The organism is Enterobacter sp. BWH64 (genome assembly GCF_001037645.1).
GTDB lineage: Bacteria > Pseudomonadota > Gammaproteobacteria > Enterobacterales > Enterobacteriaceae > Enterobacter > Enterobacter hormaechei_C.
Genome location: NZ_KQ089922.1, coordinates 1,888,811 through 1,905,452 on the forward strand (window position 1 = coordinate 1,888,811; position 16,642 = coordinate 1,905,452).

Sequence of the window (16,642 nt, forward strand, 5' to 3'; positions counted from 1 at the left end):
ATTCAGGCAACACCCGAATGGGTCGTTAGCTCAGTTGGTAGAGCAGTTGACTTTTAATCAATTGGTCGCAGGTTCGAATCCTGCACGACCCACCAGCCTGAATAGATCTGAAGTACATCCCGCAAGGGGTCGTTAGCTCAGTTGGTAGAGCAGTTGACTTTTAATCAATTGGTCGCAGGTTCGAATCCTGCACGACCCACCAATGTAAAAAGGCGCCCTAAAGGCGCCTTTTTGCTGTCTGTCGTTCGCCAGGGCCTTGTAGGTCGGATAAGGCGAAGCTGCCACCCAACAAATGCTACCGGCATCAAATCCCGATGACATTCCCCCTCAAATTCGCTATCTTGTTTAGTATATAAAACACCATTGCCTCATTTTTGTTATCTCATGCAAAACAAAGGCAATATTGTTAAGCCAGTAAAACGAGAAGCCATAATGAGTGTGATGTTTGATCCCGAAACCGCAATCTATCCCTTCCCGCCGAAGCCCGCTCCGCTAAGCCGGGATGAAAAACAGTTCTATCGTGAGAAAATCAAGCGCCTGCTTAAAGAGCGTGATGCGGTGATGGTGGCGCATTACTACACCGACCCGGAAATTCAGCAGCTGGCAGAAGAGACGGGCGGCTGTATCTCAGATTCCCTGGAAATGGCGCGTTTCGGTGCAAAACATCCTGCCTCCACGCTGCTGGTTGCAGGTGTGCGCTTCATGGGCGAAACGGCAAAAATTCTCAGCCCGGAAAAAACCATACTGATGCCGACGCTGAATGCCGAATGCTCCCTTGACCTCGGTTGCCCGATTGATGAGTTCACCGCCTTCTGTGATGCCCACCCTGATCGTACCGTGGTGGTCTATGCCAACACGTCTGCGGCGGTGAAAGCCCGGGCAGACTGGGTAGTGACCTCTAGTATCGCCGTTGAGCTGATTGAGCATCTGGACAGCCTGGGGGAGAAAATCATCTGGGCGCCCGATCGTCACCTGGGAAACTATGTACAAAAACAAACCGGTGCGGATGTGCTGTGCTGGCAGGGCGCCTGTATCGTTCACGACGAGTTTAAGACCCAGGCCCTGACGCGCATGAGAGGATTATACCCGGACGCCGCGATTCTGGTGCACCCGGAATCCCCGCAGTCCATCGTCGACATGGCGGATGCCGTCGGGTCAACCAGCCAGCTCATTCATGCTGCGAAAACCCTGTCACACAAGCAGCTCATTGTGGCGACCGATCGCGGTATCTTCTACAAGATGCAGCAGGCCGTGCCGGAAAAAACGTTGCTCGAAGCGCCGACCGCCGGAGAAGGGGCGACCTGCCGAAGCTGCGCGCATTGCCCGTGGATGGCGATGAATGGGCTCAAAGCGATTGCGGAGGGGCTGGAAAACGGTGGCGCAGCGCATGAGATCCACGTGGATGCCGCTCTGCGTGAAGGCGCGTTAATTCCACTTAACCGTATGCTGGATTTTGCGGCTACACTACGTACTTAACTTATTACGCCCCGGAGAATAAATGGATTTTTTTAGCACACAGAACATCCTGGTTCATATCCCGATTGGTGCGGGCGGCTATGACCTGTCGTGGATTGAAGCGGTGGGTACGCTGGCCGGTTTACTCTGTATCTGGCTGGCCAGCCTTGAGAAGATCAGCAACTATGCGTTCGGGCTGATAAACGTCACGCTGTTTGCGATCATCTTTTTCCAGATCCAGCTCTACGCCAGCCTGCTTCTACAGCTGTTCTTCTTCGCAGCCAATATCTATGGCTGGTACGCCTGGTCTCGGCAAAACAGTCAGCAGGAGGCGGAACTGCAAATCCGCTGGCTGCCGTTGCCAAAAGCCATCACCTGGTTCGCGGCCTGCGTGGTAGCTATCGGCTTTATGACCGTCTTTATTGATCCGGTATTTGCCTTCCTGACGCGCGTGGCGGTCTCGGTCATGTCGGGTCTGGGATTAAACGTGACGATGCCTGAGCTTCAGCCGGATGCCTTCCCGTTCTGGGATTCCTGCATGATGGTGTTGTCGATTGCCGCAATGATCCTGATGACCCGTAAATACGTTGAGAACTGGCTGCTGTGGGTGGTCATCAACGTCATTAGCGTGGTGATTTTTGCCCGCCAGGGTGTTTATGCCATGTCGCTGGAGTACATGCTGCTGACGGTCATTGCCCTGAACGGCAGTCGCATGTGGATTAACAGCGCGCGTGAGCGTGGCTCGCGCGCGCTTTCCCGTTAATGGTGATGGGCGTGTGAGTGGCCGGACTGCGCCTCGTTCAGGTGACAGTCTGGCCCGTTACATGGCTGATACTCCATCTGGATGGTGGCGTGCGCAATTTCGTAGTGATGCTCAAGGAATTGCCGAATACGTTCAAGCAACGCATCGTGATCGTGGGGCGGAATAACCTGAACGTGCAGCGTCATAAGCGGTTTCTCACCCACCAGCCAGACGTGAACGTGGTGAACGTTACGGACTTCAGGAATGGAACGACACAGATTGCGTTTTAGCTCGCCAATATCCAGCGACGTGGGAGCGCCTTCCAGCAGCTCATTGACGCTCTCTTTCAACAGCCGCCAGGCACTGCGTAATACAAGGCACGATACCAGCACGGAAAGAATCGGGTCGATGGGAGTCCAGCCCGTGCCCATAATGATCAGCGCGGCTACGATGGCCCCTACGGAACCCAGCAGATCGCCCAGCACATGAAGCGCCGCGGCCCGTACGTTCAGATTTTTTTCACTGCTGCCGCGGTGCAATATCCAGAACGCCAGAATATTGGCGACCAACCCGGCAATGGCGATAACCATCATTGTCGTCCCGGCTATCGGTTGTGGATGCCGAAAGCGCTGAAAAGCCTCCCAGACGATAAGAAGAGTAATGACCACCAGTGCAATCGCATTCACAAAGGCGGCAAGCGTGGTCAGTCTGAGCCAGCCAAAGGTGTGGCGGGTATTGGGAGGGCGACGGGCAAACTGCACGGCCAGCAGAGCAAACAGGAGCGCGGCAGCGTCGGTCAGCATATGCCCGGCATCGGCCAGCAGCGCCAGCGATCCGGATATCAGCCCGCCTGTGACCTCAATTATCATAAAGGTGGCAGTGACGCCAAAAGCCAGCAGAAGCCGTTTGGCATTTTCATCGCCAGTGGAGTGGGAATGGGAGTGGGAGTGCGCCATGGTATCGTTCCTGATTTATTATTATTTTTAGTGTAGCGTTTTTAAGAGCTTAAATAAAAAAGGAGAGCATTCGCTCTCCCTGTTTTACCTTACGGAAGGTTACTGGGTAGTACCGTCCGTTTTGGTATTGGCATCGCTGCCTACTTTGTCATTCGGGTCCGGGCATTTCCCGTCTTTACACACTGAGTTTTTATGAACCTCGTCGGTAGTCATACCCTCATGGTTCATCGTGCCTGTGTTCGTCCCGCCGGTGTTGGTATTGCCCGTGTTGATATTACTGTTATCAACATTGTTTGGCGCAATATTCTGTTTTGCATCCGGCGCAACCTGGCCTGCTTCGGCAGCGGCATTCGCGTCGCCGTTGCTGCCGGATGAGCCTGCGTCAGCAGCCAGTACGCTACCGCTTGCCAGAGTAAGGGTTGCCGTCAGTAAAAGCGTAGTCAGTTTCGTCATTTTCATCATGGTGCTCCTGTTCTTATCGTTACGCTGGATAACATTCTCCAACAGTGCATCTTGTTCAGTGGCGAAAGATCCCAGTTTCCTGATTTATGTCAGGATGGAATCGCGTATAAATATTTAAAAACAGTCGTTACAAGTAAAAAGCTTAGGCCAGATCTCATTTTTCGCTATTTTGTTGTGTATTTTAGGCGAATTCCAGGAATTATCTGCGCGAAGTGTAAAAGCCCGTTTACACTTCGTGGCCGACAAGTTAGATTGAAAGGATTGCTTTCATTACTAAAGATATGGCAGAGCCGGAAAGAAGATGAATTATCAGAACGACGATTTACGCATTAAAGAGATCAATGAGTTATTACCTCCCGTAGCGCTCCTTGAAAAATTCCCCGCCACCGAAAATGCCGCCAACACGGTGTCTCATGCCCGCAAGGCGATCCACAAGATCCTGAAAGGTAGCGACGATCGTCTTCTGGTGGTCATTGGGCCGTGCTCCATTCACGATCCTGCTGCGGCCAAAGAGTATGCGTCCCGTCTGCTCGCCCTGCGTGAAGAGCTGAAAGGCGAACTGGAAATCGTGATGCGCGTTTATTTCGAAAAACCGCGTACCACCGTGGGCTGGAAAGGGTTGATCAACGATCCGCATATGGACAACAGTTTCCAGATCAACGACGGCCTGCGCATTGCGCGTAAGCTGCTGCTGGAGATCAACGACAGCGGGCTGCCTGCTGCCGGAGAATTCCTCGATATGATCACCCCGCAGTATCTGGCTGACCTGATGAGCTGGGGCGCTATTGGCGCGCGTACGACGGAATCTCAGGTTCACCGTGAGCTGGCGTCTGGCCTGTCATGCCCGGTGGGGTTCAAAAATGGCACTGATGGCACCATTAAAGTCGCTATTGACGCCATTAATGCGGCTGGCGCGCCGCACTGCTTCCTGTCGGTGACCAAGTGGGGCCACTCCGCTATCGTGAATACCAGCGGTAATGGCGATTGCCATATCATACTGCGCGGCGGTAAAGAGCCTAACTACAGTGCTAAACACGTAGCGGAGGTAAAAGCAGGGCTGGAGAAAGCGGGTCTGGCACCGCAGGTGATGATCGATTTCAGCCATGCCAACTCCAGCAAACAGTTTAAAAAGCAGATGGAAGTCGGCGCAGATGTGTGTCAGCAAATCGCCAGCGGTGAACGCGCAGTGATTGGGGTGATGATTGAGAGCCATCTGGTGGAAGGCAACCAGAACCTGGAGGGCAGCGAGCCGCTGGTCTACGGTAAGAGCGTGACGGATGCCTGCATTGGCTGGGACGATACCGATGCGATCCTGCGTCAGTTGGCGGATGCGGTTAAAGCGCGTCGCGGCTAAGTTTGTCCCGGGCAATAAAAAAGCGTGGATTGCTCCACGCTTTTTTTATGTCCGGCGAATATTACTTCGCTTTACCCTGGTTCGCCACGGCCGCCGCTTTTGCAGCGATTTCGTCGGCGTTACCCAGGTAGTAATGTTTAACTGGCTTGAAGTTTTCGTCGAACTCGTACACCAGCGGCACGCCGGTAGGGATATTCAGCTCGAGGATTTCATCTTCACCCATGTTGTCCAGGTATTTCACCAGCGCACGCAGGGAGTTACCGTGAGCAGCGATAATGACGCGCTCGCCGCTTTTCAGGCGTGGCAGAATGGTTTCGTTCCAGTAAGGCACAACGCGGTCGATGGTCAGCGCCAGGCTTTCGGTCTGCGGCAGTTCAGCCTCAGTCAGCTTCGCGTAACGCGGATCGTGGCCCGGGTAGCGCTCGTCATCTTTGCTCAGCTCTGGAGGCGTGACCGCAAAACCACGACGCCACTGCTTAACCTGCTCGTCACCGTATTTTTCTGCGGTTTCCGCTTTGTTCAGACCTTGCAGCGCACCGTAGTGACGCTCGTTCAGTTTCCAGGATTTCTCAACCGGCAGCCAGGCCTGATCCAGCTCGTCCAGAACGTTCCACAGGGTATGGATGGCACGTTTCAGCACAGAGGTGTAAGCAAAGTCAAAGGTGAAGCCTTCTTCTTTCAGCAGTTTACCTGCCGCTTTTGCTTCGCTCACGCCTTTCTCGGACAGATCAACGTCATACCAACCGGTGAAGCGGTTTTCGTTGTTCCACTGGCTTTCGCCGTGGCGCACCAGGACAAGCTTAGTATTAGCCATTTCTTACTCCTCAAGCATTTTGAATGATAACAATTCTCATTATATTGCCGTGACTGTGCCAGCAGCAACGCTTAACCCTAACCATAGCGAAAATAGTTCGAGAGTGTAAGATGCATGTGAATCCAGGGTTAGGATTTTGTCTGCGATCGCCGCTATTTTCAGCAAGGCGGAGATAAAAAAGCCCTCGCGATGAGGGCCAGTCTTTTTTGCCTGATGGCGCTTCGCTTATCCGGCCTACATTCGCAGGCCCGTGCGCCGCCGGACATTAAGCGCGCGGAATGAAATGATACTCGGTGACGCTTACGTACTCTTCACCCGGACGTAGCACGCAGTCCGGCTGCGGCCATTCAGGATGGTTAGGCGTGTCCGGCAGGAACTCGCTCTCCAGCGCCAGTCCTTGCCAGGCGCCGTAGGCGCCATGTTCACGCGCCGTGGTACCCTCCAGATAGTTACCGGAGTAAAACTGTAGGGCGGGGGCGGTGGTGTAGACCGTCATCTGTAACTTCTCATCAGCAGACCAGACCTGTGCGGCAGGTTGAGAAAGATCGCCTTTCGCCTGCAACAGGAACGCGTGGTCGTAGCCTTTCACCTTGCGCTGATCGTCATCACTCAGGAAATCCTGGACGATGGTTTTCGGCTGACGGAAATCAAAGCTATTACCGCTTACCGGTTTCAGCCCCTGATAAGGGATACCCATCTCATCGACCGGCAGATACTCATCCGCCAGGATCTGGAGTTTGTGGCTGCGGACATCGGTCTGATTACCGTCAAGGTTGAAATAGGCGTGGTTAGTCAGATTGACCGGGCACGGCTTATCGACGGTCGCGCGGTACTCAATGGCGATGCGATTATCTTCGGTCAGGGTGAAGCGCGCGGTTGCGGTGAGATTGCCCGGGAAGCCCTGGTCTCCATCGAGGGAGTCCAGAGAGAACCAGACCTCACCGTCATTTTGCTGCACAATCTTCCAGCGACGTTTATCAAACCCTTCCGGGCCGCCGTGCAGCTGATTTTCGCCCTGGCTGGCAAGCAGGGAATACGTTACGCCGTCCAGCGTAAACCGGCTTCTGGCGATGCGGTTAGCGTAGCGGCCTATGGATGCGCCCAGAAAAGCAGTCTGCTCGATATACTGCTCCGGCGATGCGCAGCCAAGCAGGGTTTCGCGCACGCTGCCGTCAGGCATCGGTACGCGGGCAGAAAGTAACGTTGCGCCCCAGTCCATCAGCGTAACCACCATCCCGGCGCTGTTGCGCAGGGTTAACAGGCGATACGGCAGACCATCCGGTGCGAGTGTCGGTGTTTCGTTTAGCACTGTCCGGCTCCTTGTGATGCTTTACAGACATAGAAAGTTTCTTTGATGCCCGTTTTGGCTTCGTACTGTTTAGCCACCGCGTCCTGAATGGCAGGGACCAGCTCTTCCGGCACCAGGGCGACGACGCACCCGCCGAATCCGCCGCCGGTCATACGCACGCCGCCTTTGTCGCCAATCGTGGCTTTCACGATTTCAACCAGGGTGTCGATTTGCGGCACGGTGATTTCGAAATCGTCACGCATGGAGGCATGCGATTCGGCCATCAGCTCGCCCATCCGCTTCAGGTCACCTTTTGCCAGCGCGGAGGCGGCTTCTACGGTACGGGCATTTTCCGTCAGTATATGACGCACGCGCTTCGTGACAACCGGGTCCAGCTCGTGGGCAACCTTGTTAAATTCATCAAGTGAGACATCACGCAGGGCTGGCTGCTGGAAGAAGCGCGCGCCGGTTTCGCACTGTTCGCGACGGGTGTTGTACTCGCTGCCCACCAGGGTGCGTTTGAAGTTGCTGTTGATGATCACCACAGCCGCCCCTTTAGGCAGCGGAACCGCTTTGGTCCCGAGGGAGCGGCAGTCAATCAGCAAAGCATGTTCTTTCTTGCCCAGCGCGGAAATCAGCTGATCCATAATGCCGCAGTTGCAGCCTACGAACTGGTTTTCCGCTTCCTGACCGTTGAGGGCGATTTGCGCCCCGTCCAGCGGCAGATGATAAAGCTGCTGGAACACGGTGCCGACCGCCACTTCCAGCGATGCGGAAGAGCTTAATCCCGCCCCCTGCGGCACGTTGCCGCTGATCACCAGATCGGCCCCGCCGAAATTCTTGTTACGCTTTTGCAGGTGCTTCACCACGCCGCGAACATAGTTCGACCACTGCTGGCTGTCGTGGGTCACGATCGGCGCATCGAGGGAAAATTCGTCAATTTCGTTGCCGTAATCCGCGGCCATCACTCGCACCTGACGATCGTCGCGTTTCGCGCAGCTGATCACCGTCTGGTAGTCGATGGCACACGGCAGGACAAAACCGTCGTTATAGTCGGTGTGCTCGCCGATCAGATTAACGCGGCCAGGCGCCTGGATAACATGGGTGGCAGGGTAGCCAAATTTTTCAGCAAACAGGGATTGTGTTTTATCTTTCAGACTCATTTTTAGACTCCTGATTCGCGGTAATGGACGTCGCTAACGGCACGCAGACGTTCTGCCGCCTGTTCCGCCGTCAGGTCGCGCTGGGTTTCCGCCAGCATTTCATAGCCCACCATGAATTTACGTACCGTCGCAGAACGCAGCAGCGGCGGGTAGAAGTGTGCATGTAACTGCCAGTGTTGATTCTCTTCGCCGTTAAACGGCGCGCCGTGCCAGCCCATGGAGTAGGGGAAGGAGCACTGGAAGAGGTTGTCGTAGCGGCTGGTCAGTTTTTTCAGCGTCAGCGCTAGGTCGTCACGCTGGGCGTCGCTGAGTTCGGTAATGCGCTGTACATGGGCTTTCGGCAGCAGTAGCGTCTCAAACGGCCACGCCGCCCAGTAAGGGACCACCGCAAGCCAGTGCTCGGTTTCCACCACGGTACGGCTGCCATCCGCCAGCTCACGCTGGGTGTAATCCACCAGCATCGGCGAACCGTTCTGGGCGAAATACGCTTTTTGCAGTCGGTCCTCACGCTCGGCTTCATTCGGCAGGAAGCTGTTCGCCCAGATCTGACCGTGCGGATGCGGGTTGGAGCAGCCCATCGCCGCGCCTTTGTTTTCGAACACCTGCACCCAGGGATAGCTCTGCCCCAGCTCCGCGGTTTGCGCCTGCCAGGTGCTGACCACCTCTTTCAGGGCCTCCACGCTCAGCTCCGGCAGCGTTTTGCTGTGATCGGGCGAGAAGCAGATCACGCGGCTGGTGCCGCGGGCGCTTTCGCAGCGCATCAGCGGGTCATGGCTTTCCGGCGCGTCTGGCGTATCGGTCATCAGCGCGGCAAAGTCGTTAGTAAACACGAAGGTGCCTTGGTAGTCCGGGTTTTTATCGCCCGTCACGCGCGTATTGCCCGGGCAGAGGAAACAGTCCGGATCATGCTGCGGCAGCGTCTGTTTGGCAGGCGTCTCTTGCGCCCCCTGCCAGGGGCGCTTGGCGCGATGCGGTGAAACTAAAATCCATTGCCCGCTGAGCGGGTTAAAACGACGATGCGGGTGATCGACGGGATTGAATTGCGTCATGACAAATCCTTAATCCGGATAACCCTGCGGATGGCGTGACTGCCAGTGCCAGGTATCCTGTGCCATTTCATCAAGCGTGCGGGTGACACGCCAGTTAAGCTCTTTATCCGCTTTGGTGGCATCGGCCCAGTAAGCCGGGAGGTCGCCATCACGGCGGGGAGCGAAGTGATACTTCACCGGCTTGCCGCAGGCTTTACTGAAGGCATTCACCACGTCCAGCACGCTGCTGCCGATCCCGGCGCCGAGGTTGTAAATATGCACGCCCGGTTTATCCGCCAGCTGCTGCATCGCCGCCACGTGGCCGTCGGCCAGATCCATGACGTGAATGTAATCGCGCACGCCGGTGCCATCTTCGGTGGGATAATCGTTACCAAAAATCGCCAGGGAATCGCGGCGCCCTACGGCAACCTGCGCGATATACGGCATCAGGTTATTAGGAATGCCCTGCGGATCTTCGCCCATATCCCCTGACGGATGCGCGCCAACCGGGTTGAAGTAGCGCAGCAATGCGATGCTCCACTCAGGCTGGGCTTTTTGCAGGTCGGTCAGGATCTGCTCTACCATCAGCTTGCTTTTGCCATACGGGCTTTGCGGCGTACCGGTCGGGAAGCTTTCAACGTAAGGAATTTTTGGCTGATCGCCGTAGACGGTCGCGGAGGAGCTGAAGATAAAATTTTTAACGTTGGCCGCTCGCATGGCGGAGATCAGACGCAGGGTACCGTTAACGTTGTTGTCATAGTACTCAAGCGGTTTTGCCACCGATTCGCCAACCGCTTTCAGGCCCGCGAAGTGGATAACGGTTTCAATCGCGTGATCGTGAAGGATTTCAGTCATCAACGCTTCATTGCGGATGTCGCCTTCCACGAAAGTCGGCTGTTTACCCGAAAGGCGTTCAATGACCGGCAGCACGCTGCGCTTACTGTTGCACAGGTTATCAAGAATGACGACATCGTGGCCGCTTTGCAGCAGTTGCACACAGGTATGACTTCCTATGTAACCGCTACCACCTGTTACCAGAACTCGCATATTTCGCTCCATTAGGCTTATGGTATGAATTAACCATAGCATATCAGAGACGCGAAAAGTGTGACATGGGATAAAATAGTGGTATCGTTTACACTGGTTTTCACACGCGCTTTTTCACAGACTGAGTGCATTGTAGATCAAAGAGATAGAGATGTATTGTTGCAGGTTGTCTGAAAAGCGGAGGGCAGCGCCCTCCACGCGTTAATCGATTTTGCTCAGCAGGTAGCGGTATTGCTCGCCGTCAGGGACAAATTCCAGCCGATGGGTGATGCAGGACGGGGCATCTTCAGCATGGTGGGACACAAACAGCAGCTGGGTTTCACCTTCGCTAATCAGGACATCCACAAAGCGGCGGATCAGCTGACGGTTGAGCGGATCCAGCCCCTGCAACGGTTCGTCAAGAATCAGCAGCGTAGGGTGCTTGACCAGCGCGCGGACGATCAATGCCAGCCGCTGCTGCCCCCACGACAGGCTGTGGAATGGCGCATCGGCGACCCGGTTATCCATACCCAGAATATCCAGCCACTGCTGCGCCAGCTTGTGCTGCTTGTCGGATACCGCCTGATAAATACCAATGGAGTCGAAGAAGCCAGAGAGGATCACATTTCGCACCGTGGTGCTCACCCGGTAGTCCAGGTGCAGGCTGCTGCTGACATAGCCGATGTGCTTTTTGATATCCCAGATGGTTTCCCCGCTGCCGCGGCGACGGCCGAACAGGGTGAGATCGTTGCTGTATCCCTGCGGGTGATCCCCGGTGATCAGGCTCAGCAGCGTGGATTTACCCGCCCCGTTGGGGCCGACGATCTGCCAGTGCTCACCAGGATTAACCGTCCAGCTGAGGTGATTAAGAATAGGGCGATCGTCGTAAGCAACCACCCCATCGCGCAGCACAATGCGCGGCTGGTCAGGCTCCAGCCCGTGGCGTGCTGAAGGCGCATCCGGCTCCGGCAGGGCAATACCGTCCAGTTTCTCGCTGTGCGCCAGCTGCGCAATCAGCGCCTGCCGGAGCAGTACGGCTTTCTCGCCGGTTTCGGTCAGGCTACAGTCCGCCAGCACGCCCGCATAATGTACGAAATCCGGGATCTCATCAAAGCGGTTAAGAACCAGCACAAGCGTGTATCCCTGCTGGTTAAGCGACGCCAGCAACGCTGCCAGCTGCGCGCGGGACTGCACATCCAGTCCGTCAAACGGTTCATCCAGGATCAGGAGTTCCGGCTCGCTCATCAGCGCCTGACACAGCAGCGTTTTGCGCGTTTCACCGGTTGAAAGGTATTTAAAGCGGCGATTAAGCAGGGCGGTAATGCCAAATTGCTCCGCCAGCTGCTGACAGCGGGCAGGATTTTTTATCTCATCCTGGATAATTTCCGCCGTCGTGCGGCCGGTATCTTCTTCGCCGGGGCTGAGCAAATCGGTATTGTTACGCTGCCACTCATCGCTGACCAGCTTTTGCAGCTGTTCGAAGGAAAGGCGCGTCAGCCGGGTAAAGGTGCACCGACGTTCACCCTTAAGTTGGGTTAATTCGCCTGCCAGAGCGCGTGCCAGCGCGGATTTTCCGCTGCCATTCGTGCCCACAAACGCCCAGCTTTCTCCGGCGCGAAGGGTTAACTCTGGCAGCGATAAGGTACGGGTATCGCTAAGACGAAACGTGCCTTGCGAAATATGCAATGATGACATGTGTTATCCCATTTTTTGCAGCAAGAGATGTCAGGGATACTCAGTGTTAGCGGGGTTGTCAATGCGATTAGCACAATGTGGCGATAATTACCCGGTCTGCATTGAAATATGCGGTCACCACAGCACCTTCGTCTAATTCGGTCGCGTCGTTCACCGGAACGGTGGCGCAGAGCGACTGTCCATCCGGCAGAGTCATCAGCACTTCACACTGTTCTGCGCCGCGCTCGATGTGGCTGATACGCCCGCGTAGCTGGTTGTCGGCCTCTGCGGCCTGCTCAGGGTTGAGTGCGATGCTGATCCAGGGCGCTTTGAGTAATACCAGCACCTCCTGACCTTCGTTCAGCCCAAGGCGTTGACCACTTTGCGCGGTGATGGCGGCTTTCAGACGCGTCGTACCGTCCGCGAGCAGGATCTCTATATGCTCCTGCACCTGCGAATGATCGCGCCCCGTCACCGTACCAAACCACTGGTTGCGGGCGCTGGTCTGCAAAGAGAAACGGGAGATGGCGCCCAGCAGGCTGTCCAGCGGCAGGTTGTCTTCATCGCTCAGCACATCAAATGCTTTTTGCTGGATCTGCGCCAGTAAATCGTAGAGCTGGATCAGACGTTGCCCGTAACGCGTCAACACGGCGCCGCCACCGCCTTTCCCGCCGGTGGCGCGCTCAACCAGCGTGTGTTCGCTCAGGGTGTTCATGTCGTTAATCGCATCCCAGGCGCTTTTATAGCTGATGCCGGCGTTTTTGGCTCCCTGGCTAATCGAGCCAGTTTGTTCTATTTGTTTTAACAGGGCGATGCGTCGCGGATCGGCGAAAAGCTTCTGCTGAAGTCGTAGTGTGAGGAGAATTTCGGCCTGCATAACAGTGTCCCGGCAAAAAGGCTATTGTGACCCAAATGCCCGGGGGCGGAAAGCGCACCGCACAAAAGGGGATGTTTTTCTTACTTTTCAGGGTAGAATAAGCCGTTCACAAGATCTGGAGAAAACCATGTTAGAGTTGTTGAAAAGTCTGGTATTCGCGGTAATCATGGTGCCAGTAGTGATGGCTATCATCCTCGGTGCCATCTACGGCCTGGGTGAAGTGTTCAACGTCTTTTCGAACATTGGTCATCGTCGTGACCAGCCTAAAAAGCAGCAATGATTTCCTCCAAAACGCCCGGCCAGCCCGGGCGTTTTGCTCTCAAGTTTATTCCTTTCCCGCCGATATCTTTTACAACGTTCCTTGAGTTTACGCATTAATGGGTACGATTTAGCGCTAGGAACGCCTGCGATATATCGTTATATTTATTTGTATATAACGACACGCACAGGAGCTTCAAATGGCACGTTCATGGGTACGCCTTTTCGCAGGGGCAACGCTGACTCTCTCACTCACCGCCCACGCACTGGCGGATGAAGGAAAAATCACGGTCTTTGCGGCGGCGTCGCTGACTAACGCGATGCAGGATATTGCTGCGGTATACAAAAAAGAGAAAAACGTCGAGGTGGTCTCGTCGTTTGCCTCCTCGTCCACGCTGGCCCGCCAGATTGAAGCGGGGGCACCCGCGGATCTGTTCATCTCTGCCGATCAGAAATGGATGGATTACGCGGTGGAGAAAAAATCTGTTGATACGGCTACCCGCGAAACGCTGCTGGGAAATAGCCTGGTGGTGGTCGCGCCCACAAACAGCAAGCAGGACGACATCGCCATCAACAAACAGACGGACTGGACCCGTCTGCTCAACGGTGGCCGTCTGGCGGTAGGCGATCCGGAGCATGTTCCTGCCGGGATTTATGCGAAAGAAGCGCTACAAAAACTGGGTGCATGGGAGACCTTATCGCCGAAGCTGGCTCCCGCAGAAGATGTGCGTGGCGCGCTGGCGCTGGTGGAGCGTAACGAAGCGCCACTCGGGATCGTTTACGGCTCCGATGCCGTCGCCAGTAAAGGTGTGAAGGTGGTGGGCACCTTCCCGGAAGACTCGCATAAGAAAGTAGAATATCCTGTTGCGATAGTTGATGGACATAAAAATGCGACCGTGACGGCCTTTGTTGACTACCTGAAGGGGCCGGAAGCGTCCGCGATCTTTAAACGTTACGGATTTACGACTCACGAATGATATTGACCGAACCTGAATGGCAGGCCTTGCTGCTGAGCCTGAAAGTCTCTTCCCTGGCGGTTGCGCTGAGTTTGCCCTTTGGGGTGTTCTTTGCCTGGTTACTGGTTCGCGTGAAGTTTCCAGGCAAAGCCCTGCTCGACAGTGTTCTCCATCTTCCGCTTGTCTTACCGCCTGTGGTGGTCGGATATCTGCTGCTGATCTCCATGGGGCGGCGCGGTTTTATCGGCGAATGGCTGTACGACTGGTTCGGACTGACCTTTGCTTTCAGCTGGCGCGGCGCGGTTCTGGCCGCGGCAGTAATGTCCTTCCCGCTGATGGTGCGCGCTATCCGCCTGGCGCTGGAAGGGGTAGATATCCGGTTAGAACAGGCCGCCCGCACGCTGGGCGCAGGCCGCTGGCGGGTATTCCTGACCATTACGCTTCCGCTCACGTTACCGGGCATTATCGTCGGTACGGTGTTAGCCTTCGCCCGCTCGTTGGGTGAGTTTGGCGCGACCATCACCTTTGTGTCGAACATTCCCGGCGAGACGCGGACCATCCCGTCGGCCATGTATACCCTGATTCAGACCCCGGGCGGCGAAGGTGCGGCGGCCCGGCTGTGTATTATTTCGATTGTGCTCGCTCTGGTCTCGCTGCTGGTATCTGAGTGGCTGGCGCGCCTCAGCCGTGAACGGATGGGGAAATCGTGATGCTGGAACTCAACTTTACGCAAACCCTGGGCAGCCACACCCTGACGCTGAACGAAACGCTGCCTGCCAGCGGTATCACCGCCATTTTTGGCGTGTCCGGGGCGGGGAAAACGTCGCTGATTAATGCGATTAGCGGCCTGACGCGTCCCCAGTCTGGCCGTATTGTGCTAAATAACCGCGTCTTAAATGACGCGGAGAAGAAGGTCTGCCTGTCACCGGACAAACGCCGTATCGGCTATGTGTTTCAGGATGCGCGCCTGTTTCCGCACTACAGCGTTCGCGGGAACCTGCGTTACGGCATGGCAAAAAACATGGCCGGACAGTTCGATAAGCTGGTGGCGCTGCTGGGCATCGAACCGCTGCTGGATCGTCTGCCGTCGTCGCTGTCGGGTGGTGAAAAACAGCGCGTGGCGATTGGCCGCGCCCTGTTAACCGCGCCGGAACTGTTGCTGCTGGATGAGCCGCTGGCCTCGCTGGATATTCCGCGCAAGCGCGAGCTGCTGCCGTATCTGCAACGTCTGGCGCGGGAAATCAATGTGCCAATGCTCTACGTCAGCCATTCGCTGGATGAGATCTTACATCTGGCCGACAAAGTGCTGGTGCTGGAAGCGGGCAGGGTGAAGGCATTCGGCAATCTGGAGGAGGTGTGGGGTAGCAGCGTTATGCATCCATGGCTGCCAAAGGAGCAGCAGAGCAGCATTCTGAAGGTGAGCGTGCTGGAGCACCATCCGCACTACGCGATGACCGCGCTGGCGCTGGGCGATCAGCATTTGTGGGTGAATAAAATCGATACGCCGATTCAGTCCACGTTACGGATCCGCATTCAGGCGTCGGATGTCTCCCTGGTCCTGCAACCGCCGCTGCAAACCAGTATCCGCAATATTTTGCGCGCAAAAGTGGCGCAGTGTTTTGATGATAACGGCCAGGTGGAAGTGCAGCTGGAAGTAGGCAACAGAACGCTGTGGGCGCGCATCAGCCCGTGGGCCAGGGATGAGCTGGGCATCAAGCCTGGCCTGTGGCTTTACGCGCAAATCAAGAGCGTTTCCATAACCGCCTGATTACAGCAGGTGGGTATAAATATACTGCGCGATGCTGTCGGTGGTGTTATCGCCAATCACCACGTCAGCGCGCGCTTTCACCGCGTCATCGGCATTACCCATCGCCACGCCCGTTCCGGACGCTTCCAGCATGCTGATGTCGTTATAGTTATCGCCGAAGGCAATTACGTCCTGCATTGATCCGCCCTGCGATTCAACGAACTGGGTCAGACGCTTTCCTTTGCTGTTGCCTTTGCGGGCGATATCCACCTGATCGTGCCAGGACCATTCACATTCCAGACCCAGCGTATGCTCGACATGTTTTGCGAAAGTATTCAGTTTGGCGGTGTCTTCATCGGTCAGGGCAAATTTCCAGATTGCGTCGACGTCTTCCGCCGCCTGGCGCAGGGAGGAAACCTGAGTGAACACCGGACGCTGCGCTTCCGGCAGAGACAGAGCCCAGTTGCTGGTGCGGATCACATGGCCGGTAGGGCGTTCATACACCATGGCGTTGTCCACATACATCAGGCCGTGAATGGCATGCTCATCCAGTAAATCAATCAATTGCAGCGCCTGCGTAACGGGAAGCGGATCGGAGGCTAAAACCTTTTTTGCCTGATAATCATACAAATAGGTGCCATTACAACAAATTGCAGGTGTATCTAAGCCCAGTGCCTGATAAAAAGGATGAATGGCTACGTGATGTCGACCCGTTACGATGAGAAGTTGATACCCCGCTTCCTGGGCTCGTTTGAGGGCCTCAAGAGAAGAGGGGAGCAGGGTTTTCTGAGGGGTAAGCAGTGTTCCGTCTAAATCCAGGGCAATCACTCGCGAGGTCATTT

17 protein-coding genes and 2 tRNA genes are annotated in these 16,642 nt (G+C 55.7%); 9 read left to right on the top strand and 10 right to left on the bottom strand.

Annotated features, from left to right (window positions below; genetic code table 11):
* Positions 1-19: 19 nt before the first annotated feature.
* The 4 genes from SK50_RS08960 to pnuC all read left to right on the top strand — a co-directional run bounded on the left by SK50_RS08960 (position 20) and on the right by pnuC (position 2,218).
* Positions 20-95: transfer RNA gene (locus SK50_RS08960), tRNA-Lys, on the top strand.
* 31 nt (positions 96-126) lie between these two features.
* Positions 127-202 (top strand) — tRNA-Lys (locus SK50_RS08965).
* A gap of 230 nt (positions 203-432) precedes the next feature.
* Positions 433-1,476, top strand: a complete 1,044-nt coding sequence (gene nadA / locus SK50_RS08970) for a quinolinate synthase NadA (protein ID WP_017384960.1) — start codon at positions 433-435, stop codon at positions 1,474-1,476.
* Between the two features lie 22 nt (positions 1,477-1,498).
* Entirely contained in the window at positions 1,499-2,218 is a 720-nt protein-coding gene (pnuC, locus tag SK50_RS08975) for a nicotinamide riboside transporter PnuC (RefSeq protein WP_017694131.1), read from the top strand.
* Here the strand turns inward: pnuC and zitB are convergent.
* Positions 2,215-3,153 (bottom strand): CDF family zinc transporter ZitB, encoded by a 939-nt coding sequence (gene zitB, locus SK50_RS08980; protein WP_045343758.1) that lies wholly within the window; start codon positions 3,151-3,153, stop codon positions 2,215-2,217. The genes pnuC and zitB overlap by 4 nt on opposite strands.
* 99 nt (positions 3,154-3,252) lie before the next feature.
* Positions 3,253-3,612, bottom strand: a complete 360-nt coding sequence (locus tag SK50_RS08985; protein WP_045343756.1) for a protein YbgS — start codon at positions 3,610-3,612, stop codon at positions 3,253-3,255.
* 304 nt (positions 3,613-3,916) lie between these two features.
* On the opposite strand from SK50_RS08985, the gene aroG reads away from it, so the two are divergent.
* Positions 3,917-4,969 carry a 3-deoxy-7-phosphoheptulonate synthase AroG gene (aroG, locus tag SK50_RS08990; protein ID WP_003858564.1) on the top strand — a complete coding sequence of 351 codons (1,053 nt, stop codon included), beginning with the start codon at positions 3,917-3,919 and terminating at the stop codon, positions 4,967-4,969.
* Between the two features lie 61 nt (positions 4,970-5,030).
* On the opposite strand, the gene gpmA is transcribed toward aroG, so the two are convergent.
* The 7 genes from gpmA to modE all read right to left on the bottom strand — a co-directional run bounded on the left by gpmA (position 5,031) and on the right by modE (position 12,839).
* Positions 5,031-5,783 (bottom strand): 2,3-diphosphoglycerate-dependent phosphoglycerate mutase, encoded by a 753-nt coding sequence (gene gpmA, locus SK50_RS08995; RefSeq protein ID WP_006809557.1) that lies wholly within the window; start codon positions 5,781-5,783, stop codon positions 5,031-5,033.
* Positions 5,784-6,048: 265 nt separating this feature from the next.
* A complete protein-coding gene (gene galM, locus SK50_RS09000; protein ID WP_045343754.1) occupies positions 6,049-7,092 on the bottom strand; it encodes a galactose-1-epimerase in 1,044 nt (347 codons plus the stop codon).
* A complete protein-coding gene (galK, locus tag SK50_RS09005; RefSeq protein ID WP_017384955.1) occupies positions 7,086-8,234 on the bottom strand; it encodes a galactokinase in 1,149 nt (382 codons plus the stop codon). The genes galM and galK overlap by 7 nt, the downstream gene beginning before the upstream one ends.
* A gap of 2 nt (positions 8,235-8,236) precedes the next feature.
* Positions 8,237-9,283 (bottom strand): galactose-1-phosphate uridylyltransferase, encoded by a 1,047-nt coding sequence (gene galT, locus SK50_RS09010; protein ID WP_045343752.1) that lies wholly within the window; start codon positions 9,281-9,283, stop codon positions 8,237-8,239.
* Between the two features lie 9 nt (positions 9,284-9,292).
* Entirely contained in the window at positions 9,293-10,309 is a 1,017-nt protein-coding gene (galE, locus tag SK50_RS09015) for a UDP-glucose 4-epimerase GalE (protein ID WP_003858554.1), read from the bottom strand.
* Between the two features lie 201 nt (positions 10,310-10,510).
* Complete coding sequence (modF, locus tag SK50_RS09020; protein ID WP_045343750.1) at positions 10,511-11,983, bottom strand: molybdate ABC transporter ATP-binding protein ModF; 1,473 nt, start codon at positions 11,981-11,983, stop codon at positions 10,511-10,513.
* Positions 11,984-12,050: 67 nt separating this feature from the next.
* Positions 12,051-12,839: a molybdenum-dependent transcriptional regulator gene (gene modE, locus SK50_RS09025; protein WP_045343748.1), complete on the bottom strand. Its 789-nt coding sequence runs from the start codon at positions 12,837-12,839 to the stop codon at positions 12,051-12,053.
* A 127-nt stretch (positions 12,840-12,966) separates the two neighbouring features.
* Here modE and SK50_RS09030 point away from each other — a divergent pair, with 127 nt between their 5' ends.
* The 4 genes from SK50_RS09030 to modC all read left to right on the top strand — a co-directional run bounded on the left by SK50_RS09030 (position 12,967) and on the right by modC (position 15,821).
* Positions 12,967-13,119 carry an AcrZ family multidrug efflux pump-associated protein gene (locus tag SK50_RS09030; protein ID WP_003858549.1) on the top strand — a complete coding sequence of 51 codons (153 nt, stop codon included), beginning with the start codon at positions 12,967-12,969 and terminating at the stop codon, positions 13,117-13,119.
* A gap of 178 nt (positions 13,120-13,297) precedes the next feature.
* Positions 13,298-14,074 carry a molybdate ABC transporter substrate-binding protein gene (gene modA / locus SK50_RS09035; RefSeq protein ID WP_017384951.1) on the top strand — a complete coding sequence of 259 codons (777 nt, stop codon included), beginning with the start codon at positions 13,298-13,300 and terminating at the stop codon, positions 14,072-14,074.
* Positions 14,071-14,763 carry a molybdate ABC transporter permease subunit gene (modB, locus tag SK50_RS09040; RefSeq protein ID WP_048229328.1) on the top strand — a complete coding sequence of 231 codons (693 nt, stop codon included), beginning with the start codon at positions 14,071-14,073 and terminating at the stop codon, positions 14,761-14,763. The genes modA and modB overlap by 4 nt, the downstream gene beginning before the upstream one ends.
* Positions 14,763-15,821: a molybdenum ABC transporter ATP-binding protein ModC gene (modC, locus tag SK50_RS09045; RefSeq protein ID WP_017694124.1), complete on the top strand. Its 1,059-nt coding sequence runs from the start codon at positions 14,763-14,765 to the stop codon at positions 15,819-15,821. The genes modB and modC overlap by 1 nt, the downstream gene beginning before the upstream one ends.
* On the opposite strand, the gene SK50_RS09050 is transcribed toward modC, so the two are convergent.
* Positions 15,822-16,640: a pyridoxal phosphatase gene (locus tag SK50_RS09050; RefSeq protein ID WP_017384949.1), complete on the bottom strand. Its 819-nt coding sequence runs from the start codon at positions 16,638-16,640 to the stop codon at positions 15,822-15,824.
* Between the last annotated feature and the right edge of the window lie 2 nt (positions 16,641-16,642).